The following is a 16,819-nucleotide window of genomic DNA, read 5'->3' on the forward strand; positions in this document are numbered from 1 at the left end:
GTGCCGACCGCATGGTCGGCACCTCTCGGTGTCTCTCGGTGTCTCTCGGTGTCCCTCGGTGTCTCTCGGTGTCCCTCGACGTCTCGGGGAGTCCGCGCCGTCAGACCGTCTCGTCGATGAGGTCGACGACGGTCACGTCGACGCCCTCGATGCCGAACGGCGGGTCGGTCGGGCCGAGCAGGTCGCGGAACACGGCGTAGGCGACCGTGCGCACCTCGTCCGCGAGCACCCGGTAGTCCTGTCCGTAGCGGCCGACGACGTCGAGGGCGGCACCCGTACACGTGTCGTCCTCGCCGACGAGGGCGACGTGGTCGAGCTCGCACCCGTCGAGGTCGGCGACGGCCCGCCGCAGCAGGGCGAGGATGACGCGGTCGGCGACGAACATCGTGCGGCCCGAGTCGGTGACCGCCCGGACGGGGCGGCTGCGGCGGGAGACCGTCTTGAGCCGGTCCTTGATCGAGTCGGAGATGTCGGTCCACCCCGGCACGGGGGCGTCGCGCAGCTGGCGGGCCGCGACCGCGAGGACGTCGTCCCCGGTCTCCTGCAGTCGTCGGGCGTCACGGTCGGTCATCGGGCCCTGCGCCTCCTCCGGCGTGGTGGTCATGGCTTCCACCCCTCGAGCATCGTCTGCAGCCCGGCTCTCGCCCGGGCCAGCTTGCCCCGCACGGCCGTCTCGGTCGTGCGCTGCACCTGCGCGATCTCCGCGTAGCTCATCTCCTCGACCTCCCGCAGCAACCACACCGACCGCTGGGACTCGGGCAGGGCGGCGAGCGCGGTGTCGAGGGCCTCCACGAAACCCGACCCCTCACCGACCGACGGACCCGGGGTGGCGCCCACGGCCCGCTCGAGCAGCTCGTCGTCGGTGACCGGCAGCGGTCGGCGGCGGCGGACGAGGTCGATCGCCTTGCGCCGCGTGATGGTGAACAACCAGGTGCGCAGGGTGGAGTGGCCCCGGAAGTCGGGCAGGGTGCGCCACGCCGCGACGAAGGCGTCCTGCACGGCCTCCTCGGCGTCGCCGCGGTCGTTGAGGGTCCGGCTGGCATAGCGCAGCATCGCCGGGCCGTGTCGACCCACGATCTCGTGGAAGGCGTCGATGTCGCCGAACGTCGCCGCCCGGCGCAGGGTGCTGTCGGCCGCCTCCGCCCACGTCCGGGGCCGGGATGGCTCCCGTCCGCCCGTCCCGGCGTCGGCGGCATCCGCCTCGTCGGGGGGCGCGTCGGGGGGCGCGTCGCGGCCCGGTGACTCGTCGCTCACGAAGTCCGGCATACCCGATGGGCGCCGACAGCTCGCCCGTGCCGTGGGCGCCGAGGGTATGTGCAGACGGAGGAGGTCGTCGCCTCCTCACGCTCACGGACCGTGAGCCTGTTCACACTCCGCGAACGGGCCTCGACCGTGACGATCGCCGGTGTCGATCCGACTAAACCAGTGACACCGACGATCACAACAGAGAGGACGGACCGATGACCGAGTCCACCACGCACGAGACCACCTCCAGCACCACCTCCGACCACAGCACGGGCAAGGAAACCGACATGAGCACCGACACGGGTTCGACGCAGGCTCAGGGCGGCTCGTCCGCCGGGCGCGAGCTCACGCCGACCAAGGGCAGCGAGCACGGCCGCACGACCATCGCCGACACCGTCGTGTCGAAGATCGCCGGCATCGCCACCCGTGAGGTCGAGGGCGTGTACGACCTCGGCGGCACGACGGAGCGGGCGATCGGCCTGCTGCGCGAGCGCATCCCGGTCGGCAACACCAACCTGTCGCAGGGCGTCTCGGTCGAGGTCGGCCAAAAGCAGGCGGCCGTCGACCTGCAGATCATCGCCGAGTACGGCGTCAGCATCGCCGACCTCGCGACCGGCATCCGCCGCAACGTCATCAGCTCGATCGAGCGCATGACGGGCCTCGAGGTCACCGAGGTCAACATCGCCGTCAACGACATCCACATCGAGGACGACGACGCGCCCGCCACGACCGCGGGCGCCGCCGCCCGCGACGCCGGCAAGGACGACGCCCCCGTCGAGCGCCGGGTCCAGTGACCTCGTCCGACGTCGAGCGTGCCGAGCCCGCCGAGCGAGTCGAGCCGGCCACCCGGCCGGCGGCCGCCTCGGCGGGCGAGGGCTCCACGGGTGACGCCCTCACCGGTGTGGGCTCCAGTCCCGACGACGGCATGGCCGACCGCGTCGCCGAGGCCGTGCGGGCCGTGCCCGGTGTGGCGGACCTCCATGGCGGCGTGTTCGGCGAGGTCGCGACGTACCTGCCGGGACGCAACGTCGCCGGGGTGCGGATCACCGACGAGCGGGTCGACGTGCACGTGAGCGTCGTCTACGAGGCCGACGTGCGCGCGACGGCCGAGCAGGTCGCCGACCGGGTCGAGTCGATCGTGGGCCGCGAGGTGCACGTCACCGTCGACGACGTCGTGCACCCCCTGGACCAGACGGCCGACAGCCAGAAGCACCCGGACCGGAGCCAGGACACGGACCAGCGGGAGACCGGTGACGACACCGGCCCCACCACCAGCGAGACCCACACCACCTCAGAAGGAGAACGACCATGAGCAACTCCATGAAGGGCCTGTTCGTCGGCCTGCTCATCGCCATTGCGGCCGCCGCCGGAGGCTTCGTCGGCTTCCTCGTCGCCATCGTGCTCGGCGCCGTCGGCCTCGTCGTCGGCCACTACCTCGACGGCGGGTCGGGCACCCTGTCCGAGAGCGTGGAGGACCTCCTCCCGCGCCGCGGCAGCCGGGGCAATGGCTGACGCGACGACGGCGACGACCACGTCGACGACCACGAACCCTTCGTCGGCCTCGCCGTCGGACGGGGCGGTCACGTCCACCTCGTCGTCGCTGCCCGAAGCCGGTCAGCGCGGCAGCCTCGTCATCAAGGACCGCGTCGTCACGACCATCGCGGAGGCCGCTGCCAGCCGCGTGCCGTCGGTGCTGCGCTCGGGTTCGCACCTGAACCCCTTGTCGCGCAGCCTCCCCCACGCCGACGTGACGTTGACGCCGTCGCACGCCCGGGTGTCGGTCGACATCGCCACGAGCTATGACCGCCCCCTCTACGAGGTGGCCGGCGAGGTGCGTGAGGCGATCGCCACGGCCGTCGCCACCTACACCTCGATGACAGTGGATGCCGTCAACGTCACCGTCACGTCGGTGCGCACCGACGAGCCGCGCGTCGACGACGTCGACACCGACGGCGAGGCGAGCAGCTCGTCCCGCCACGGAAGGAGGGTGCTGTGAGCACCACCGCCACCACCGCCACCCGCGCCACCGACACCGCCAGCACCGACCAGGTGAGGTCGAGCGCCCCCGCCCCCAAGGCCGGCCCGGCCGCGGTCGTCACCGGGGTGCTCGGCGCCCTCGTCCTGCTCGCGATCGCCGTCGTGTTCGTGCACGACGCCCTCGCCGCCGCGGGTGCCATCAGCGACAGCGCCTGGCTCGACGCCTTCGTCGAGAAGGCCAAGGCGATCTCGGCGACCAGCCCCTGGATGGTCTGGGCCGGACCGCTCGCCGTCGTCGTCGGCATCGTGCTCGTCGTGCTCGCCCTCAAGCCTCGTCGCTCGACCCACTTCGCGGTGGGCGACAACGGGGTCTACATCGGGCGATCGGACGCCGCCCGTCTGGCCGCCAACGCCGCCTCGCGCACCCCGGCCGTCGTCGCCGCCGACGGGTCGGCCAAGGGTCGCGGGCTGCGACTCGCCGTGCAGACGGTCTCGGCCGACACGGCATCCGTTGCTCGTGAGGCCGAGCAGGCCGCGGCCCAGCGACTGGGGGCCCTGAGCCCCACCCCGTCCGTCCGTTCCACCGTCACCGTGAAGGAGGACTGACCATGGCATCGACACCTCGTGGCGTCGTCGCCGTCGACCGCGTCGTCACCCTGCTCGCGGGACTCGTGCTCATCGTCGGCGGTGCGGCCGCCTTCGCCTGGCATCAGGGCTACCTCGCCAGCGGCATCGGCTCGCTGCGCACCGATGTCAACCGCATCAGCTTCCCGTGGATGACCGACGCCACCTCGGCGTCCTGGTGGCCCTGGGCCGCCGGCGCCATCGGGCTCGTGCTCACGGTGCTCGCGCTCGTGTGGCTCGGTCGCCACGTCACCGGCTCGCGCGTCAGCACGCTGCGCCTGCCCGGCTCGGGCGGCGAGGGCTCCCTGCGCGTCGACGTGGGCGCGGCCGCCAAGGCGGCGGCCGACGAGCTCGTGCGGCACGACGACATCCGCTCCTGCCGCTCCAGCGTGTCGGTCGAGCGCGGCCAGATCGTGGCCCTGCTCGAGCCCACCCTCGAGCCCAGCGCCGACCTGGCGGAGGTGACGGCGGCGGCCGAGGCCGCAGGCGGCAAGCTCGTCGGCTTCGTCGGGCGCGACGACCTGACCTACCGGGTCCAGCTCAAGGTCGCCCGGCGCGAGCACGCGGAGAACGAACGCCGCGTGCAGTGAGAGACGTCCCGCCGACCACACGGCCGGCGGGCAGGCACCATCCCCAACCCGTCGCGCGACCGTCGCGCGACCACGACAAGGAAGGACCCGACATGGGACTCATCGACAAGGCCAAGAACGCTGCAGACGAGGCCGCCGGCAAGGCCAAGGAGGCCATCGGCAAGGCGACGGACAACGAGAAGCTCGTCGCCGAGGGCCAGGCCGAGCAGACCAAGGCCAACGCCAAGCAGGCCGGCGAGAACGTCAAGGACGCCTTCAAGGACTGACGTCCTCATCCCACGACGGGCCGGCCCCCCTCGGGGCCGGCCCGTCGTGCTGTCCGGGGCCGACACGAGCGCCCACGGACCCGTCCAGCACAACACCGCCCGACCACTCGTCACCGATGACCGGTCACGGGCGACCACCCATCACCATGACCCGACAGATCGGAGGACCCACCCGTGTCCACCCCGTCCACCCCGTCCCTCGCCCGCCGTGTCGGCGCCGAGATCATCGGCACGTTCTGGCTCGTCCTCGCCGGCTGCGGCACCGCCGTGCTCGCCGCCACAGCCACGACGACGGCCACCGCCTCCACCCAGACCCTCTTCGTCGGCGTCGGCTACGTCGGCGTCGCCCTCGCCTTTGGCCTCGCCGTGACGACCGCCGCCTACGGGCTCGGCCACATCTCCGGCGGGCACTTCAACCCTGCGGTCAGCCTCGGGCTCGCCGTCGCTCGTCGCCTCCCGTGGCGCGACCTCCCCGCCTACGTCGTCGGTCAGCTCGTCGGGGCGGTGCTCGGCGCGGGAGCCCTCTACGCCGTCGCCTCCGGCCGCAGCGGCTTCGACGCCGCGACCGGCTTCGCCACCAACGGCTACGGCGCGCAGTCGCCCCAGCAGTACGGCCTGGCCGCCGTCCTCGTCACCGAGGTCGTGCTCACGGCCGTCTTCGTCGTCGTCATCCTCGGCGCCACCGACACGCCGGCCCCCAAGGGCTTCGCGCCGCTCGCCATCGGCCTCACCCTCACGGTCATCCACCTGGTCTCGATCCCGGTGAGCAACACGTCGGTCAACCCGGCCCGCTCCATCGCGCCCGCCCTCTTCGCCGGCGGCACCGCCCTCGGCCAGCTGTGGGTCTTCGTCGTCGCCCCGCTCGCCGGCGGCGTGCTCGCGGCGCTGCTGCACCGCGCCGTGCTCGCCCAGCGCGAGCAGCCCGCGCCGCAGCGGGTCAGCGCCGAGAGCTGAGGATGCCGCCGCGTCCCTCCGCGGCCGCATGCCGTCGGTGCGCCCGCACCGTCCCCGGACGAGGCGGCGCGTGAGGGCACGACACCCCCGGATGCCGGCCGACCGGCATCCGGGGCGAGGCACCGTGCGAGGGCGGGGTCAGGACTAGGACTCGTCCGACGTGGCGGAACGCAGCAGCTCGCGCACCTCCGACTCGATGAACCGACGATGGCCACCGAGGGTGCGGACCGTCGTCAGCTTGCCCGCCTGGGCCCAGCGGGTGACGGTCTTGGGGTCGACGCGGAAGAGTGCCGCGACCTCCCCGGGCGTGAGAAGGGGTTCTGCTGCGAAGCTTTTGTCCACACGGGATCCTTGAGTGCGCTCCCCCGAGCGAAAGGCCTGACGGAGAACCTAACCTGCCTGGCCGTCGTTGTCCGGCACTCGCACCGGACGGCACGAGGACGGTCGCGGATGGCGTCCGTTCCGCCCGGCTGGACCCTTTTCGGCCGGACACGGAAAGTAGAGGGTCTCCGTCGTCCCCTCCGCTTCCCAACGTACATCGAACCCGTGGCCCAGCGGCGGGATGCGGGGATACGGAAGGACCCGGCCGCGAACCGGTCGGTGGTCCTCTGGTGGTCGTCTGGTGGCCGTCGAGTCGCCGGGTGGTCGTCGACCGGCGGGGACGGTCAGCCGTGGGTGCGGGTCGACCAGCGGGCCCAGGCCACGAGCGCCGGCTGCCCGAGCAGGCGGCCCGCCCGCTTGCCGTCGGTGTCGAGCCCGAACCCGTCGCGGCGGTTGAGCAGCTGCGCGACGTTGCCCGGGAAGACCGCGACGAAGAAGGCCGAGGCGACGTCACCCACCCGCTCCCGGTACCGGGCGGGGGCGAGCGCGATGGCGGTGCCGAGCGCGATCTCGACGACGCCGGAGGCGAGCACGACCTGGTCGGTCGTCAGCGGCAGCACGTCGATGACGGTGTCGGGCACCTGGGCCCGGAACTCCTCCCGGGCGAAGGTGAGGTGTCCGAGGCCGGCATAGACGAGCGCCCCACCGAGCGCGAGGCGGGCCACGTGGCGGGCGGTGCGGTGCGAGGCCCCGGTGTCGGAGTCGGGGGCCTGGACGTCGTGGCGGGTGCTCATGGGTCTCCTGACCGTGCACGCGGCGGGCGGCCCGCACGGGGCTGATGTGCCGCCGACCCCGTACCGACCCGGTGCAGTCGGTCCTACCCCGCGGGGGGCGTCGGGTGTCACCGACGCCCGGTCAGGCACGGTCTCGGCGTCAGGGGCAGGCCACGGCCTCGGCCGGGGCGGACGACGGGCCGCCGCTGAGCCGGCCGACCGGCACCCGGCCTGTTCGCCCGGTACGACCCGGTCAGTGGCGCGTTCGGTGACCCTGTGCGTCGATGCGGAACTGCCCGGATGCCGTCACGTGCGCGACCATGACCCGCTCGGCACGCGCAGGGTCACGGTCGCGCAGCGCGGCGATGAGGTCGGCGTGGGCCGCGAGGTTCGCCTCTCGCAGCTCGGGGTCGAGCCAGAGCGAAGCGCCCTGCGGCACAGGGAAGCTCGTGCGGATCGCGCGCGCCTGGCCGCCGAGGAACGCCGGCCCGCCGATGTCGGTGACGGCGAGGTGCAGCTCGTCGCTGAGGGCGGCGAGGCGAGCGGTGCGCCCCCGGGCCGCGTCGCGCACCATGCGGTCGTGCAGCGACTCGAGACGCTCCAGGCCGGCCGCGTCGATGCGGGTGGCGGCGAAGCGGGCGCCGACGCCCTCGACGGCCGCACGCACCCCGTAGAACTCCCGCAGCGCGTCGGGGCCGAGGTCGACGACGGTGGCGCCGCGGTGGGCGGCGTAGGTGACGAGCCGGTCGGTCTCGAGCCGGCGCAGTGCCTCACGCACCGGTGTGACGGACACCCCGAGGCGGGCGGCGACGGCCGCGGCCCGCAACGACGTGCCCCCGGGCAGACGCGACTCGTGGATCTCGCGCCGGAGCACGTCGTAGACGTAGTCGGCCTTGCTCGGGGGTGGGCTGACGGGTCCGGGCTGCGCCACTCTCATATCTTATACGATCGCCACCATGAGCGCCCTGGACGGCCTGCGGGTCATCGACATGTCCACCCTCTTCGCCGGGCCGACGGCGGCGATGATGCTCGCCGACCACGGGGCCCACGTCGTCAAGATCGAGCACCCACGTCGCGACGACCCGTCACGCGGGCACGGCACGGCGGTCGACGGCGTCGGCCTGTGGTGGAAGACGATGTCGCGCGGCAAGCTCGCGACGTGCGTCGACGCCTCGCACCCCGACGGCCAGGCCGTCATCCGCAGGCTGGTCGCCGACGCCGACGTGCTCATCGAGAACTTCCGCCCCGGCACCCTCGAGCGCTGGGGCCTCGGCCCCGACGACCTGCACGCGATCAACCCGCGGCTCGTGATCGGACGCATGACGGGCTTCGGCCAGGTGGGCCCGATGGCGTCGCGGCCCGGGTTCGGCACGATCGCGGAGGCGATGAGCGGGTTCGCCTCGCTCACCGGGCAGCCTGACGGTCCGCCGACCCTCCCGCCCCTCGGGCTCGCCGACGGGATCGCCGGCATCACGATGGCGTTCGCCGTCATGACCGCCCTGCGGGCTCGCGACACGACCGGGCGTGGGCAGGTCATCGACCTCGCCATCATCGAGCCGATGCTCTCGATCGTCGGCAGCCTCGTGACGGCCTACAAGAAGGCCGGTGTCGTCCCCGTGCGCACCGGCAACCGCTCGAGCAGCAACGCCCCCCGCAACGTCTACCGCAGCCGTGACGGTCGGTGGCTCGCGGTGTCGACGAGCGCGCAGCGCATCGCCGAGCGGGTGATGGTGCTCGTCGGCCGCCCCGACCTCGTCGAGCAGCCGTGGTTCTCGAGCGGCACGGGGCGGGTCGCGCACGTCGACGAGCTCGACACGGCGGTCGGTGACTGGATCGCCGCGCGTGACGCCGACGAGGTCGTCGCCGCCTTCGAGCAGGCGGCGGCGGCGATCGCCCCGATCTACGACGTCGCCGACATCGCGGTCGACCCGCAGTTCGCCGCCCTCGGCAGCTTCGTCGACCTGCCCGACGACGAGCTCGGCGAGCTGAGCATCCAGAACGTGACGTTCCGGCTGTCGGAGACACCCGGCCGCGTCCGGTGGACCGGCCCGCCCAAGGGCAAGCACACCGACGAGGTGCTGCGCGAGGCCGGCTACGACGACGACGAGATCGCGGCCCTGCGCGAGAGCGGAGCGGTGCGGTGAGCGACACGCGCGGCACGCCCCGCACGCACGGCACGCACGGTCACGGGCGGCCGTGGCTGAGCTGGCTGTACGTCCCCGGCGACCGGCCCGAGCGCTTCGACAAGGCCGTCGCCAGTGGCGCCTCGGTCGTCATCCTCGACCTCGAGGATGCCGTGTCGCCGGCCCACAAGGACGCCGCCCGCACGCACGTCGTGACCTACCTGAACGAGCGGTCGCAGGGCTCGACACCGGTCCACGTGCGCATCAACGGTCTCGGCACGGCGTGGGTCGACGACGACTTGGCTGCGTTGGCGGCCGACGACCGGGGTGGTGACCGCGGTGGTGACCGCGGTGGTGACCGCGGAGGTGACAGTGGCGGCGCGGCAGCGCGCCCAGACGGCATCCGTGTGCCCAAGGTCGAGTCCGTCGCCGACCTCGACCGGGTCGCCGAAGCGGTGGGGCCGTCGATGCCGCTCTACGCGATCCTCGAGTCGGCCCGCGGACTGCGGTCGGTGGACGCGATCGCGGCGCACCCGTCGGTGGCCGGAGTGGCACTCGGTGAGCAGGACCTCCTCGCCGAGCTCGGCGTCACCGCCCCGGCCGCGGTCAACGCCATGCGCCTCCAGGTCGTGCTCGCCGCGGCGGCGGCCGGCAAGGGGCCGGTGCCGATGTCGGTGTTCCCGCGCCTCCGTGACGACGCGGGCTTTCTCGAGACCTGCCGCGAGGGGCGCGCGCTCGGCATGGTCGGTCGCTCCGTCATCCACCCCACGCAGGTCGCCCTGACCCGTCAGGCGTTCCGACCCGAGCAGCGCGAGATCGGCTGGGCCGCAGAGGTCGTCGCGGCGGCGGGTGACGACGACACGCCCGGGGCCACGACGACGACCGACGGCCAGTTCGTCGACGCCCCAGTGCTCGCCCGCGCCCGGGCCCTGCTCGCCCTCGCCGACGCGACGCGCGAGCCCGACGGCACCTGATCAGGCGGCCGGGCCGACGCGGGGGTGCACGACGGCACCGCGTACCCTGCCGGGACGCGTCGCCGCCAACACCCTGGCCAGGGTCACCGGCGACGCGAGCGACAGCGGCGGCGCGTCGAGGTTGAGCACGCGGTTGAGACGCCGGGCCACGGGCAGCGACGAGTGGGTCGCGCGCATGACCCGGTCGACGTAGAGGTTGACGACCGCCGACCCTCGTGGACGCTCGCCCACGGTCGCGGAATGCGCGAAGTCGCCGCCGACCGCGATGGTCCACGGGACGTCGATGATGCGAGCGGCCTTGCGGTGGAACGACATCGGTAGCCGACCGTCCGCGATCGCGCCGGCCCCGCCGCCGAGTCCCACGAGGGCGCGGCCCAGGGCCTCGGCCTGCAGCGCGGACGAGGACATCCCCTGCCCGTAGACGGGGTCGAAGCTGCAGGCGGCGTCGCCGACGGCGACCAGGCCGGCCGGCATCCGGTCGAGCCGCTCGAAGTGTCGGCGACGGCTGGCGGGGTAGCGGAACACCGCCACCTCGGACACCGGCTCGCACCGACGCAGGATCTGACCGACCACCGGCGACGGCAGCGACTCGGCGAAGGCCGCGAAGCCCTCGTCGTCGGCGGGTGGCGCGTCGCCGTGCATGCCGGCGACCGTGATCTGCCACCGGTCGCCCTCGACGGGCATGGCGGCGCCGACGCGCAGACCGTCCTCGGGTGCGGAGGCGATGACGGCGAACTGCCCCGAGAAGTCACCCGGCGAGCGCCGGAGCAGGCGTGAGGCGTAGGCGACGTCGATGCCGACCTCGGTCGTCGGCGGGACGAGCACGCCGTCGGCGGCGAGCCGGTGCAGCAGGCGCGAGCTGCGGCCAGAGCAGTCGGCCACGAGGTCGGCGGCCCACGTTCGGTCGCCGGACCGGACGCCCGTGACCCGGTCGCCGTCGAGCGTCACCGCGTCGGCCCGGACGCCCTCGACGACGGTCACGTTCGGCAGCGCCGCCACCCGCCGACGGACGACGTGCTCGAGGAGGGGACGCGTGAGGCTGAGCGTGCTGCCGCCCCAGTCGCCCCGGGCGCGGTAGCCGCCTGACTGCCACACCCAGCCCCCGGTGCCATCGACCGTGACCGCGCCCTCGGCGACCAGCTCGGAGCGGATGCCGGGGAACCACTCCTCGAGCAGGCGCAGCCCCGCCGCGAGCAGCGCGTGCAGGTGCCGGCCCTGGGGGACGTGGCCGCGGGCTGTCGCGTCGACGGGCAGGGACTCGCGCTCGAGCACGACGACCTGCGCCGCGTGGTCACTGAGGACGCGCGCGGTGAGCAGCCCGGCGATGCTGCCGCCGACGACGACCGCCCGACCGGTCGTGACCGTTGCTGCGGCGTCGGGTGGTGGCGCCGACGATCCGGTTCGTCGCAGCTGCACGGCCGTTCCTCCCTGCCGGTGCCACCGCACCCCGGACGGCCGCGTCGACGCGTCCACGCTAACGACGTGGGGGCCCGCCGTGAAGACCCGTCACCCACGTCAGGCGCACCGACGCACCTGCCGGGCTCGACGGCATCCGGGCGGCGGGTGACCCTCGGTAGGGTGCGTCGGTGGCGGCCGACCGGGCCACCTCGACACACCCCCGACCGCGAGGACCGACCGTGACCGCGACCGCACCGCCGCCCGACGCGCCCCGCGACTCGGTCGTGGACGTCGCGAGCGCGCAGCCCATCGACCGCACGTGGGTGCAGTGGGCGGTCGGGCGGCTCGAGGCCGACACACGGCGCAGTGCCGACACGCACCTGCTACCGCTGCGGCCCCCGGCGGAGCGATCGGTCGACGTCTACCTCAAGGACGAGTCGACCCACCCGACGGGCAGCCTCAAGCACCGACTGGCGCGCTCGCTCTTCCTCTTCGCCCTGTGCAACGGTCAGATCGGTCCGCGCACGACGGTCGTCGAGGCCTCGAGCGGCTCGACCGCCATCAGCGAGGCGTACTTCGCGCGGCTGCTCGGGCTGCCGTTCGTGGCCGTCATGGTGCGCACGACGAGCCGCGAGAAGATCGCGCTCATCGAGCGCGAGGGTGGGCGCTGCGAGCTCGTCGACTCCGCGGGCGAGGTGTACGACGTCGCGCGGCGGCTCGCCGACGAGTGCGGCGGCCTCTACCTCGACCAGTTCACCAACGCCGAGCGCGCGACCGACTGGCGCGGCAACAACAACATCGCCGAGTCGATCTTCGAGCAGCTCGAGCTCGAGACGCACCCGGTGCCCACGTGGGTCGTCGTCGGCGCCGGCACCGGCGGCACGAGCGCGACCATCGGGCGCTACCTGCGCTACCGCGGCCTGCCGACGCGGCTGGCCGTCGTCGACCCCGAGGGCTCGGCGTTCCTGTCGGCCTACGCGGGCCAGGGCGACGCCGGTCGCGGGTCGCGCATCGAGGGCATCGGCCGCCCGCGCGTCGAGCCGTCGTTCGTGCCCCAGGTCGTCGACCGGATGCTGGGGGTGCCGGATGCCGCGTCGGTAGCGGCCATGAGGTTCCTGAGGTCGCACCTCGGCATCGCGGCCGGGCCCTCCACCGGGACCAACCTCGTCGGGGCCCTGCGGCTCGCGTGCGAGATGCGTCAGCAGGGCGTGGCGGGCTCGATCGTCACGCTCATGTGCGACCGGGCCGAGCGCTACGACGCCACCTTCGACGACGACGGGTGGCTGCGGGCGCAGGGGCTCGACTGGCAGGCGTGGAGCGGGCGCATCGAGCGGGCGTGGTCCGAGCTCGAGTGGCCGGTCGCTTGACCCCCACCTCACTCGAGTCGCTCGCCGGCGCACCCTCGGCGGCAGTCAGCTCCCGGTCCAGACCGGGTCACGCTTCTCGGCGAAGGCGACGACTCCCTCTCGCGCGTCACGACTCTGCCGTCGTCGCTCTTCCTCGACGTAGGTCCGCGTGAAGGCGTCGGGCAGAGGCAGGGCCTGCGACTCGTAGAAGGACTGTTTGATCGCGCGCACCGAGAGGGGGGCGGCTCGGAGGATGGCCTGGACCAGGTCGTCGACGGACCTGTCGAGGTCCTCACGGGGCACCACCGCATTCACCAGCCCGAACTGCAGAGCGCGCTCGGCCGACATCGGCCGCCCGGTGAGCAGATGCTCGAGGGCCACCCGAGGTGGCACCTGACGCCCGAGGCGGAAGACACCCCCCGCCCCGGGGACCAGTCCCCGGAGGGCCTCGGGCAGCCCGAACGAGGAGTCGTCGGCCGCGACGATGAGGTCCGTCGCCATCGCGAGCTCGAAACCGCCCCCCAGAACGTGTCCGAAAACCCGGGCCACCACCGGTTTGGTGATGTCGAAGCGGTCGGTGAGTCGAGGCGCGCCGGGCTTGCCGGCGCTGCCGAACGACACCGCCCGCACGGCATCGGTGTGAGCCGCCGTCTCCTTGAGGTCCTGCCCGACGCAGAAAGCGCGCGTGCCCGCGCCGGTGAGAACGGCCACCCGGACGTCCGTGTCGCCCTGCACGACCTCCCAGGCGTCCGCGAGCCGGCGGTGCGTCTCGCTGTCCAGGGCGTTGAGCACCTCGGGACGGTTCAGCGTGATGCGCGCGACGTGGCCCTCGACGTGCACGATCACCGGAGACCGGTCGGAGATCGTCGCGCTCACACCTCCTCCGGCCAGTCGGCCCGCCGGATGGCGGGTGAGGCGTATCCGACGAACATCGCCACGAGCAGGAGCGCGGCGAGGCCGCCGACGGCGACCCAGGGAGCGAGCTCGAGGAGCAGACCCGACACGAGCACGCCCAGGGCTGAGCCCGTTCCGAGCACGGTCATGAAAGCCGTGACGGTGCGGCCACGCTGCTCGTCGCTGACCTGACGGAAGATGAGGATGTCGACGAGGATGCGCACGGTCGGCCCGCCGACCCCGATGAGAGCGAGCACGACCGCCATCACCCACGGCCCCCGGACGACCGACAGGGCTGCGATGAGGATCGTGGTGAAGGTTCCGACGACGAGCAGCAGCACCCCGGGACGGAAGATCCGTTGCATCGGCTTGACGAGGAGGGTACCGAGCAGACCTCCCACCGCGAGGCCCGCGGAGGTGGCCCCGATGACGAGCGGGGGCGCGTCCTGCTGCTGGAGGATGAACACGACGATGAGGATGAGCGGGGCGATGGCGAGGTTGGACGCGGCGGCGAACACCGTGCCGAGCCGCAGTACCGGGTTGCCCCAGAGGATGCGCAGGCCGGCCGCCGGTCCGGCGGCGTCTCGCGGCGCCCCTGGGTCGATGCGGCCGAGCGACCGGTCGACGAGGGATGCGAGCAGCAACGCGAGACCCGACAGGGCGCCCGCCACGACGATGGGGACGCCCGCCCCGAAGCCGTACGTGTACCCCGCCACCGACGGGCCGGCCAGGCTGACCGTGTTTCCCCTCACCTCGTCCTGGGTGAGCGCGCTCGTCAGCTGCTGTGGGGGGACGGCCTTGCGGACCATGAGCATCCGCGAGGCCCCGGCGAAGGGGGCCGCGGCCCCCATGACCGCCGCACCCGCGAGAAGCATCCAGACCTGGGCTCGTCCGGTCAGGAGAGCAGCCGCGACGAGCAGCAGCACGGTGGCTTTGAGCGCCTCGGCGCACAGCAGGAGCCGGCGCCGGTCGTGGCGGTCGACCCACGCACCCGCCGGAATCCCGACGAGCACCGACGCGGCGAGCTGCACGGCGCCGTAGAGGCCGGCGAGCGCCGGGGAGTCCGTGAGGCCGAGGATGACGAGGGGAAAGGCGACGACCCCCATCTCGTTGGCGAAGAGGGTGAAGGCAGTCCCACTCCAGAGCAGCTGGAAGTTCTTGTTCCGCCACAGGGGGACCACGACTGCTGCCGGGCGCTCCCGGCTCGTGCTCACAGGTCCGGACGACTCGGCCAACGTGGTGCTCCTTCGGGAGGTACCGGGGCGGGCGGGAACGGTGGGGTCGTGTGGCCCGAGGCCGCGGTCACCGTACCGTCGTCGGCACGGTGGACGTGGACCTGACCGCGGGTCTGTGCATCGGTCCGGTCGTCGGTCCGGTCGTGGTCGGGGGTGTCGCCCCGGCCGAAGGCCGACGCCTTGCCGAGCACGTCGTCGCTGCGAGCCCTCTGGGCCTGCAGGAGCGCGAAGTCGGCCAGGTAGCGACGCAGGTCGTCGGGCGACTCCAGGGAGGCGTTCACCATGTGCCGGTTCGCCCGGACCGCGGGCTCGGCCATGGCCAGGCACTCCTCGTCGAGCGCCGCGTCCATCTCCTCGGTCGACACCACACGGTCGAACACGAGGTGGGCGTCGTCGTCATCGGTCCTCACCGCCCGTCCCGTGAGGACGAGCTCACGGGTCATGCGAGCACCGACCTGCCGGATCAGCCGCATGTTCGCCGCGCCCGGGATGATGCCCTCCTGCGCGGCAGGCAGGGACGCGAAGACCCCCTCTGCAGCCACCACCCGGTCGCAGACGAGGAGAAGCTGTGTCCCGCCACCGATGGCGAAGCCGTCGACCCCTGCGACCCAGGGTTTGGACCGGACCGACCCTCGTCCCCCCGTCGACAGGCCGTGCAGGATCTTCGCGAGGTACCCGGCCTCCCGCTCGAGGAGGTAGCCCACCAGTGGGATTCGGCCGGCGGCCAGCTCGCGCAGGTTGATGCCGGCGCAGAAGACCCGTCGGCCGCGGTACTTCGGGTGGGACATCACCCCGCCACGGAGCAGGACCACGCTGGTGAGCGGGTCGAGGAGACAGAGGTCCGCGAGGTACTCGAGCGACCGCAGCTGGTCGAGGTCCTCGGCGTTGAGGTGCAGACCGTCCTCCATCTGCACCAGGGACACTGCGCCACGACGTTCGAGCGTGACCGTCCCGGACCGCGCGCGGCCGGATGCCGTGTACGCGGCGAGGTCCCGCTCTGCCGCCGGGGTCGGACGACGCATCGAGTCGAGCAGGTGCAGGCCGGAGGACTGGTCCGACAGGACGTGGTGGAGGAGGATCGCGTGGTCCACCTCCCATCCCCGCTGCTCCTCGAGAGGTCGCGCCGCGTCCTCCGCCCTCTGGTCACGGGTGGGGAGGAGGCCGGGGACGAGCTCGGCGACCCGGTCACCGAGCTCGACCATCCTCAGCCGGACGCGTCCGTCATCGGTCGCCGTGCGGTACAGGTCAACCGCACCGGCCTCGAGGGCGTCGTGGAGGGCCACGTCGAGCTCGGCGCGGCCGGTGCCGGGCGACGCACCATGGGCGGATCGCAGGCCGGCCACCCGTTCGACGGACCCGGCGTCGACGGGGCGGGCGTGCGAGTTCACTCGTCGATCCGACGCAGCAGCCGCTCGATGGCGGCGAGATGGCGTCCCAGCGCCTCCTCGAAGGACGAGCTCCCGGCGTCGAAGATGAGCTGACGGTGTCGGGCGTGGTCCGGGTTGGGGAGACGACTGGTCACACTGAGCATCCGGAGTGCCTCGGCCCTGGGGTCGTCGACCAGGCGGTCGACGAGGGCGACGTCGAGGGCGTCCTGGGCCGAGAGCTCGCCCTGCTCGACGAGCAGCCGACGCGCGACGTGCGCCCCGATCTGTGTCACGACCCGGTGCAGGGCCATGCCCGGCCAGACCCTGCCGGGGTCGGCCAACGCGAAGGTCGCGGTCGGCGAGGCGATGCGCACGTCGGCGGTGAGGAACACCTCGAGTGCCCGCGCGTGGCACGGTCCGGTGGCAGTCGCCACGATCGGCACGTCAGCCCGCTCCAGGGACCTGAGGGCGGCCTCCCACTTGTTCACCACCGTGAGCTCGGGCGCAACGTCCTCAGCACCTCTGCCCGACACCTGCAGGACGAGGGCGGTCGCCTGCGCGGACAGGGCCGCGGTCTCGGTGATCGTCTCGACGGCTGCGCGGTCGAGACCGTCGTCGAAGTTCAGCTCGACGAACGTCGGACCTGAGCGTCCGCCCGTGGGGGTGTCCGTCGTGGGTTCTGCAATGGTCATGTCGATCCGTTCGTCGTGGGGATGAGGTGTGCGGCCGGGG

The 16,819-nt window shown here is 73.1% G+C and carries 21 protein-coding genes; 11 read left to right on the forward strand and 10 right to left on the reverse strand.

Features of this window, described 5'->3' with window-relative positions; translation table 11 throughout:
* Window positions 1-100 precede the first annotated feature (100 nt).
* Both DFJ68_RS14780 and DFJ68_RS14785 read right to left on the reverse strand, forming a co-directional pair.
* A complete protein-coding gene (locus DFJ68_RS14780; protein WP_121034393.1) occupies window positions 101-604 on the reverse strand; it encodes a hypothetical protein in 504 nt (167 codons plus the stop codon).
* Window positions 601-1,254 (reverse strand): RNA polymerase sigma factor, encoded by a 654-nt coding sequence (locus tag DFJ68_RS14785; RefSeq protein WP_211333379.1) that lies wholly within the window; start codon window positions 1,252-1,254, stop codon window positions 601-603. Before DFJ68_RS14785 ends, DFJ68_RS14780 begins: the two co-directional genes overlap by 4 nt.
* Before the next feature lie 206 nt (window positions 1,255-1,460).
* Here DFJ68_RS14785 and DFJ68_RS14790 point away from each other — a divergent pair, with 206 nt between their 5' ends.
* The 8 genes from DFJ68_RS14790 (at window position 1,461) to aqpZ (ending at window position 5,656) form a co-directional block, all read left to right on the forward strand.
* Window positions 1,461-2,039: an Asp23/Gls24 family envelope stress response protein gene (locus DFJ68_RS14790; protein WP_245963678.1), complete on the forward strand. Its 579-nt coding sequence runs from the start codon at window positions 1,461-1,463 to the stop codon at window positions 2,037-2,039.
* Window positions 2,036-2,557: an Asp23/Gls24 family envelope stress response protein gene (locus DFJ68_RS18350; RefSeq protein ID WP_211333380.1), complete on the forward strand. Its 522-nt coding sequence runs from the start codon at window positions 2,036-2,038 to the stop codon at window positions 2,555-2,557. Before DFJ68_RS14790 ends, DFJ68_RS18350 begins: the two co-directional genes overlap by 4 nt.
* Window positions 2,554-2,757, forward strand: a complete 204-nt coding sequence (locus tag DFJ68_RS14800) for a hypothetical protein (protein WP_121034395.1) — start codon at window positions 2,554-2,556, stop codon at window positions 2,755-2,757. The genes DFJ68_RS18350 and DFJ68_RS14800 overlap by 4 nt, the downstream gene beginning before the upstream one ends.
* On the forward strand, window positions 2,750-3,241 hold the full coding sequence (locus tag DFJ68_RS14805; RefSeq protein WP_121034396.1) for an Asp23/Gls24 family envelope stress response protein: 492 nt from the start codon (window positions 2,750-2,752) through the stop codon (window positions 3,239-3,241). Before DFJ68_RS14800 ends, DFJ68_RS14805 begins: the two co-directional genes overlap by 8 nt.
* Window positions 3,238-3,828: a DUF6286 domain-containing protein gene (locus DFJ68_RS14810; RefSeq protein ID WP_121034397.1), complete on the forward strand. Its 591-nt coding sequence runs from the start codon at window positions 3,238-3,240 to the stop codon at window positions 3,826-3,828. The genes DFJ68_RS14805 and DFJ68_RS14810 overlap by 4 nt, the downstream gene beginning before the upstream one ends.
* Before the next feature lie 2 nt (window positions 3,829-3,830).
* Window positions 3,831-4,436 carry a hypothetical protein gene (locus tag DFJ68_RS14815; protein WP_121034398.1) on the forward strand — a complete coding sequence of 202 codons (606 nt, stop codon included), beginning with the start codon at window positions 3,831-3,833 and terminating at the stop codon, window positions 4,434-4,436.
* A gap of 92 nt (window positions 4,437-4,528) precedes the next feature.
* Complete coding sequence (locus tag DFJ68_RS14820) at window positions 4,529-4,702, forward strand: CsbD family protein (protein WP_121034399.1); 174 nt, start codon at window positions 4,529-4,531, stop codon at window positions 4,700-4,702.
* A gap of 174 nt (window positions 4,703-4,876) precedes the next feature.
* Window positions 4,877-5,656: an aquaporin Z gene (aqpZ, locus tag DFJ68_RS14825; protein WP_121034400.1), complete on the forward strand. Its 780-nt coding sequence runs from the start codon at window positions 4,877-4,879 to the stop codon at window positions 5,654-5,656.
* Between the two features lie 144 nt (window positions 5,657-5,800).
* Here aqpZ and DFJ68_RS14830 read toward each other — a convergent pair whose 3' ends face one another.
* The 3 genes from DFJ68_RS14830 to DFJ68_RS14840 form a co-directional block, all read right to left on the reverse strand.
* Window positions 5,801-5,998, reverse strand: coding sequence for a BldC family transcriptional regulator (locus DFJ68_RS14830; RefSeq protein WP_121034401.1), 198 nt, complete (start codon window positions 5,996-5,998; stop codon window positions 5,801-5,803).
* A 323-nt stretch (window positions 5,999-6,321) separates the two neighbouring features.
* Window positions 6,322-6,771 (reverse strand): DoxX family protein, encoded by a 450-nt coding sequence (locus DFJ68_RS14835; protein ID WP_121034402.1) that lies wholly within the window; start codon window positions 6,769-6,771, stop codon window positions 6,322-6,324.
* 232 nt (window positions 6,772-7,003) lie between these two features.
* Window positions 7,004-7,681 carry a GntR family transcriptional regulator gene (locus DFJ68_RS14840; RefSeq protein ID WP_211333381.1) on the reverse strand — a complete coding sequence of 226 codons (678 nt, stop codon included), beginning with the start codon at window positions 7,679-7,681 and terminating at the stop codon, window positions 7,004-7,006.
* Window positions 7,682-7,706: 25 nt separating this feature from the next.
* On the opposite strand from DFJ68_RS14840, the gene DFJ68_RS14845 reads away from it, so the two are divergent.
* Entirely contained in the window at window positions 7,707-8,894 is a 1,188-nt protein-coding gene (locus DFJ68_RS14845; protein ID WP_121034404.1) for a CaiB/BaiF CoA transferase family protein, read from the forward strand.
* Window positions 8,891-9,847, forward strand: coding sequence for an HpcH/HpaI aldolase/citrate lyase family protein (locus DFJ68_RS14850; protein WP_121034405.1), 957 nt, complete (start codon window positions 8,891-8,893; stop codon window positions 9,845-9,847). The genes DFJ68_RS14845 and DFJ68_RS14850 overlap by 4 nt, the downstream gene beginning before the upstream one ends.
* Here DFJ68_RS14850 and DFJ68_RS14855 read toward each other — a convergent pair whose 3' ends face one another.
* The gene (locus tag DFJ68_RS14855) at window positions 9,848-11,263 is read right to left on the reverse strand and encodes an FAD-dependent oxidoreductase (protein WP_170165788.1); all 1,416 of its coding nucleotides are present in this window, start codon (window positions 11,261-11,263) and stop codon (window positions 9,848-9,850) included.
* A 266-nt stretch (window positions 11,264-11,529) separates the two neighbouring features.
* On the opposite strand from DFJ68_RS14855, the gene DFJ68_RS14860 reads away from it, so the two are divergent.
* Window positions 11,530-12,612, forward strand: coding sequence for a PLP-dependent cysteine synthase family protein (locus DFJ68_RS14860; protein WP_121035415.1), 1,083 nt, complete (start codon window positions 11,530-11,532; stop codon window positions 12,610-12,612).
* A 45-nt stretch (window positions 12,613-12,657) separates the two neighbouring features.
* Here the strand turns inward: DFJ68_RS14860 and dpgD are convergent, their stop codons facing one another.
* From dpgD to dpgB, 4 genes are read right to left on the reverse strand one after another with little or no spacing between them, the layout of a single operon-like run.
* Entirely contained in the window at window positions 12,658-13,437 is a 780-nt protein-coding gene (gene dpgD, locus DFJ68_RS14865) for an enoyl-CoA-hydratase DpgD (RefSeq protein ID WP_211333382.1), read from the reverse strand.
* A 26-nt stretch (window positions 13,438-13,463) separates the two neighbouring features.
* Complete coding sequence (locus DFJ68_RS14870) at window positions 13,464-14,720, reverse strand: MFS transporter (protein WP_211333383.1); 1,257 nt, start codon at window positions 14,718-14,720, stop codon at window positions 13,464-13,466.
* A complete protein-coding gene (locus DFJ68_RS14875) occupies window positions 14,696-16,108 on the reverse strand; it encodes an enoyl-CoA hydratase/isomerase family protein (protein ID WP_121034408.1) in 1,413 nt (470 codons plus the stop codon). The genes DFJ68_RS14870 and DFJ68_RS14875 overlap by 25 nt, the downstream gene beginning before the upstream one ends.
* Complete coding sequence (gene dpgB, locus DFJ68_RS14880; RefSeq protein ID WP_121034409.1) at window positions 16,105-16,779, reverse strand: enoyl-CoA-hydratase DpgB; 675 nt, start codon at window positions 16,777-16,779, stop codon at window positions 16,105-16,107. The genes DFJ68_RS14875 and dpgB overlap by 4 nt, the downstream gene beginning before the upstream one ends.
* Window positions 16,780-16,819: the final 40 nt, after the last annotated feature.

The sequence above is a fragment of the Terracoccus luteus genome (assembly GCF_003635045.1).
Taxonomy (GTDB): domain Bacteria; phylum Actinomycetota; class Actinomycetes; order Actinomycetales; family Dermatophilaceae; genus Terracoccus; species Terracoccus luteus.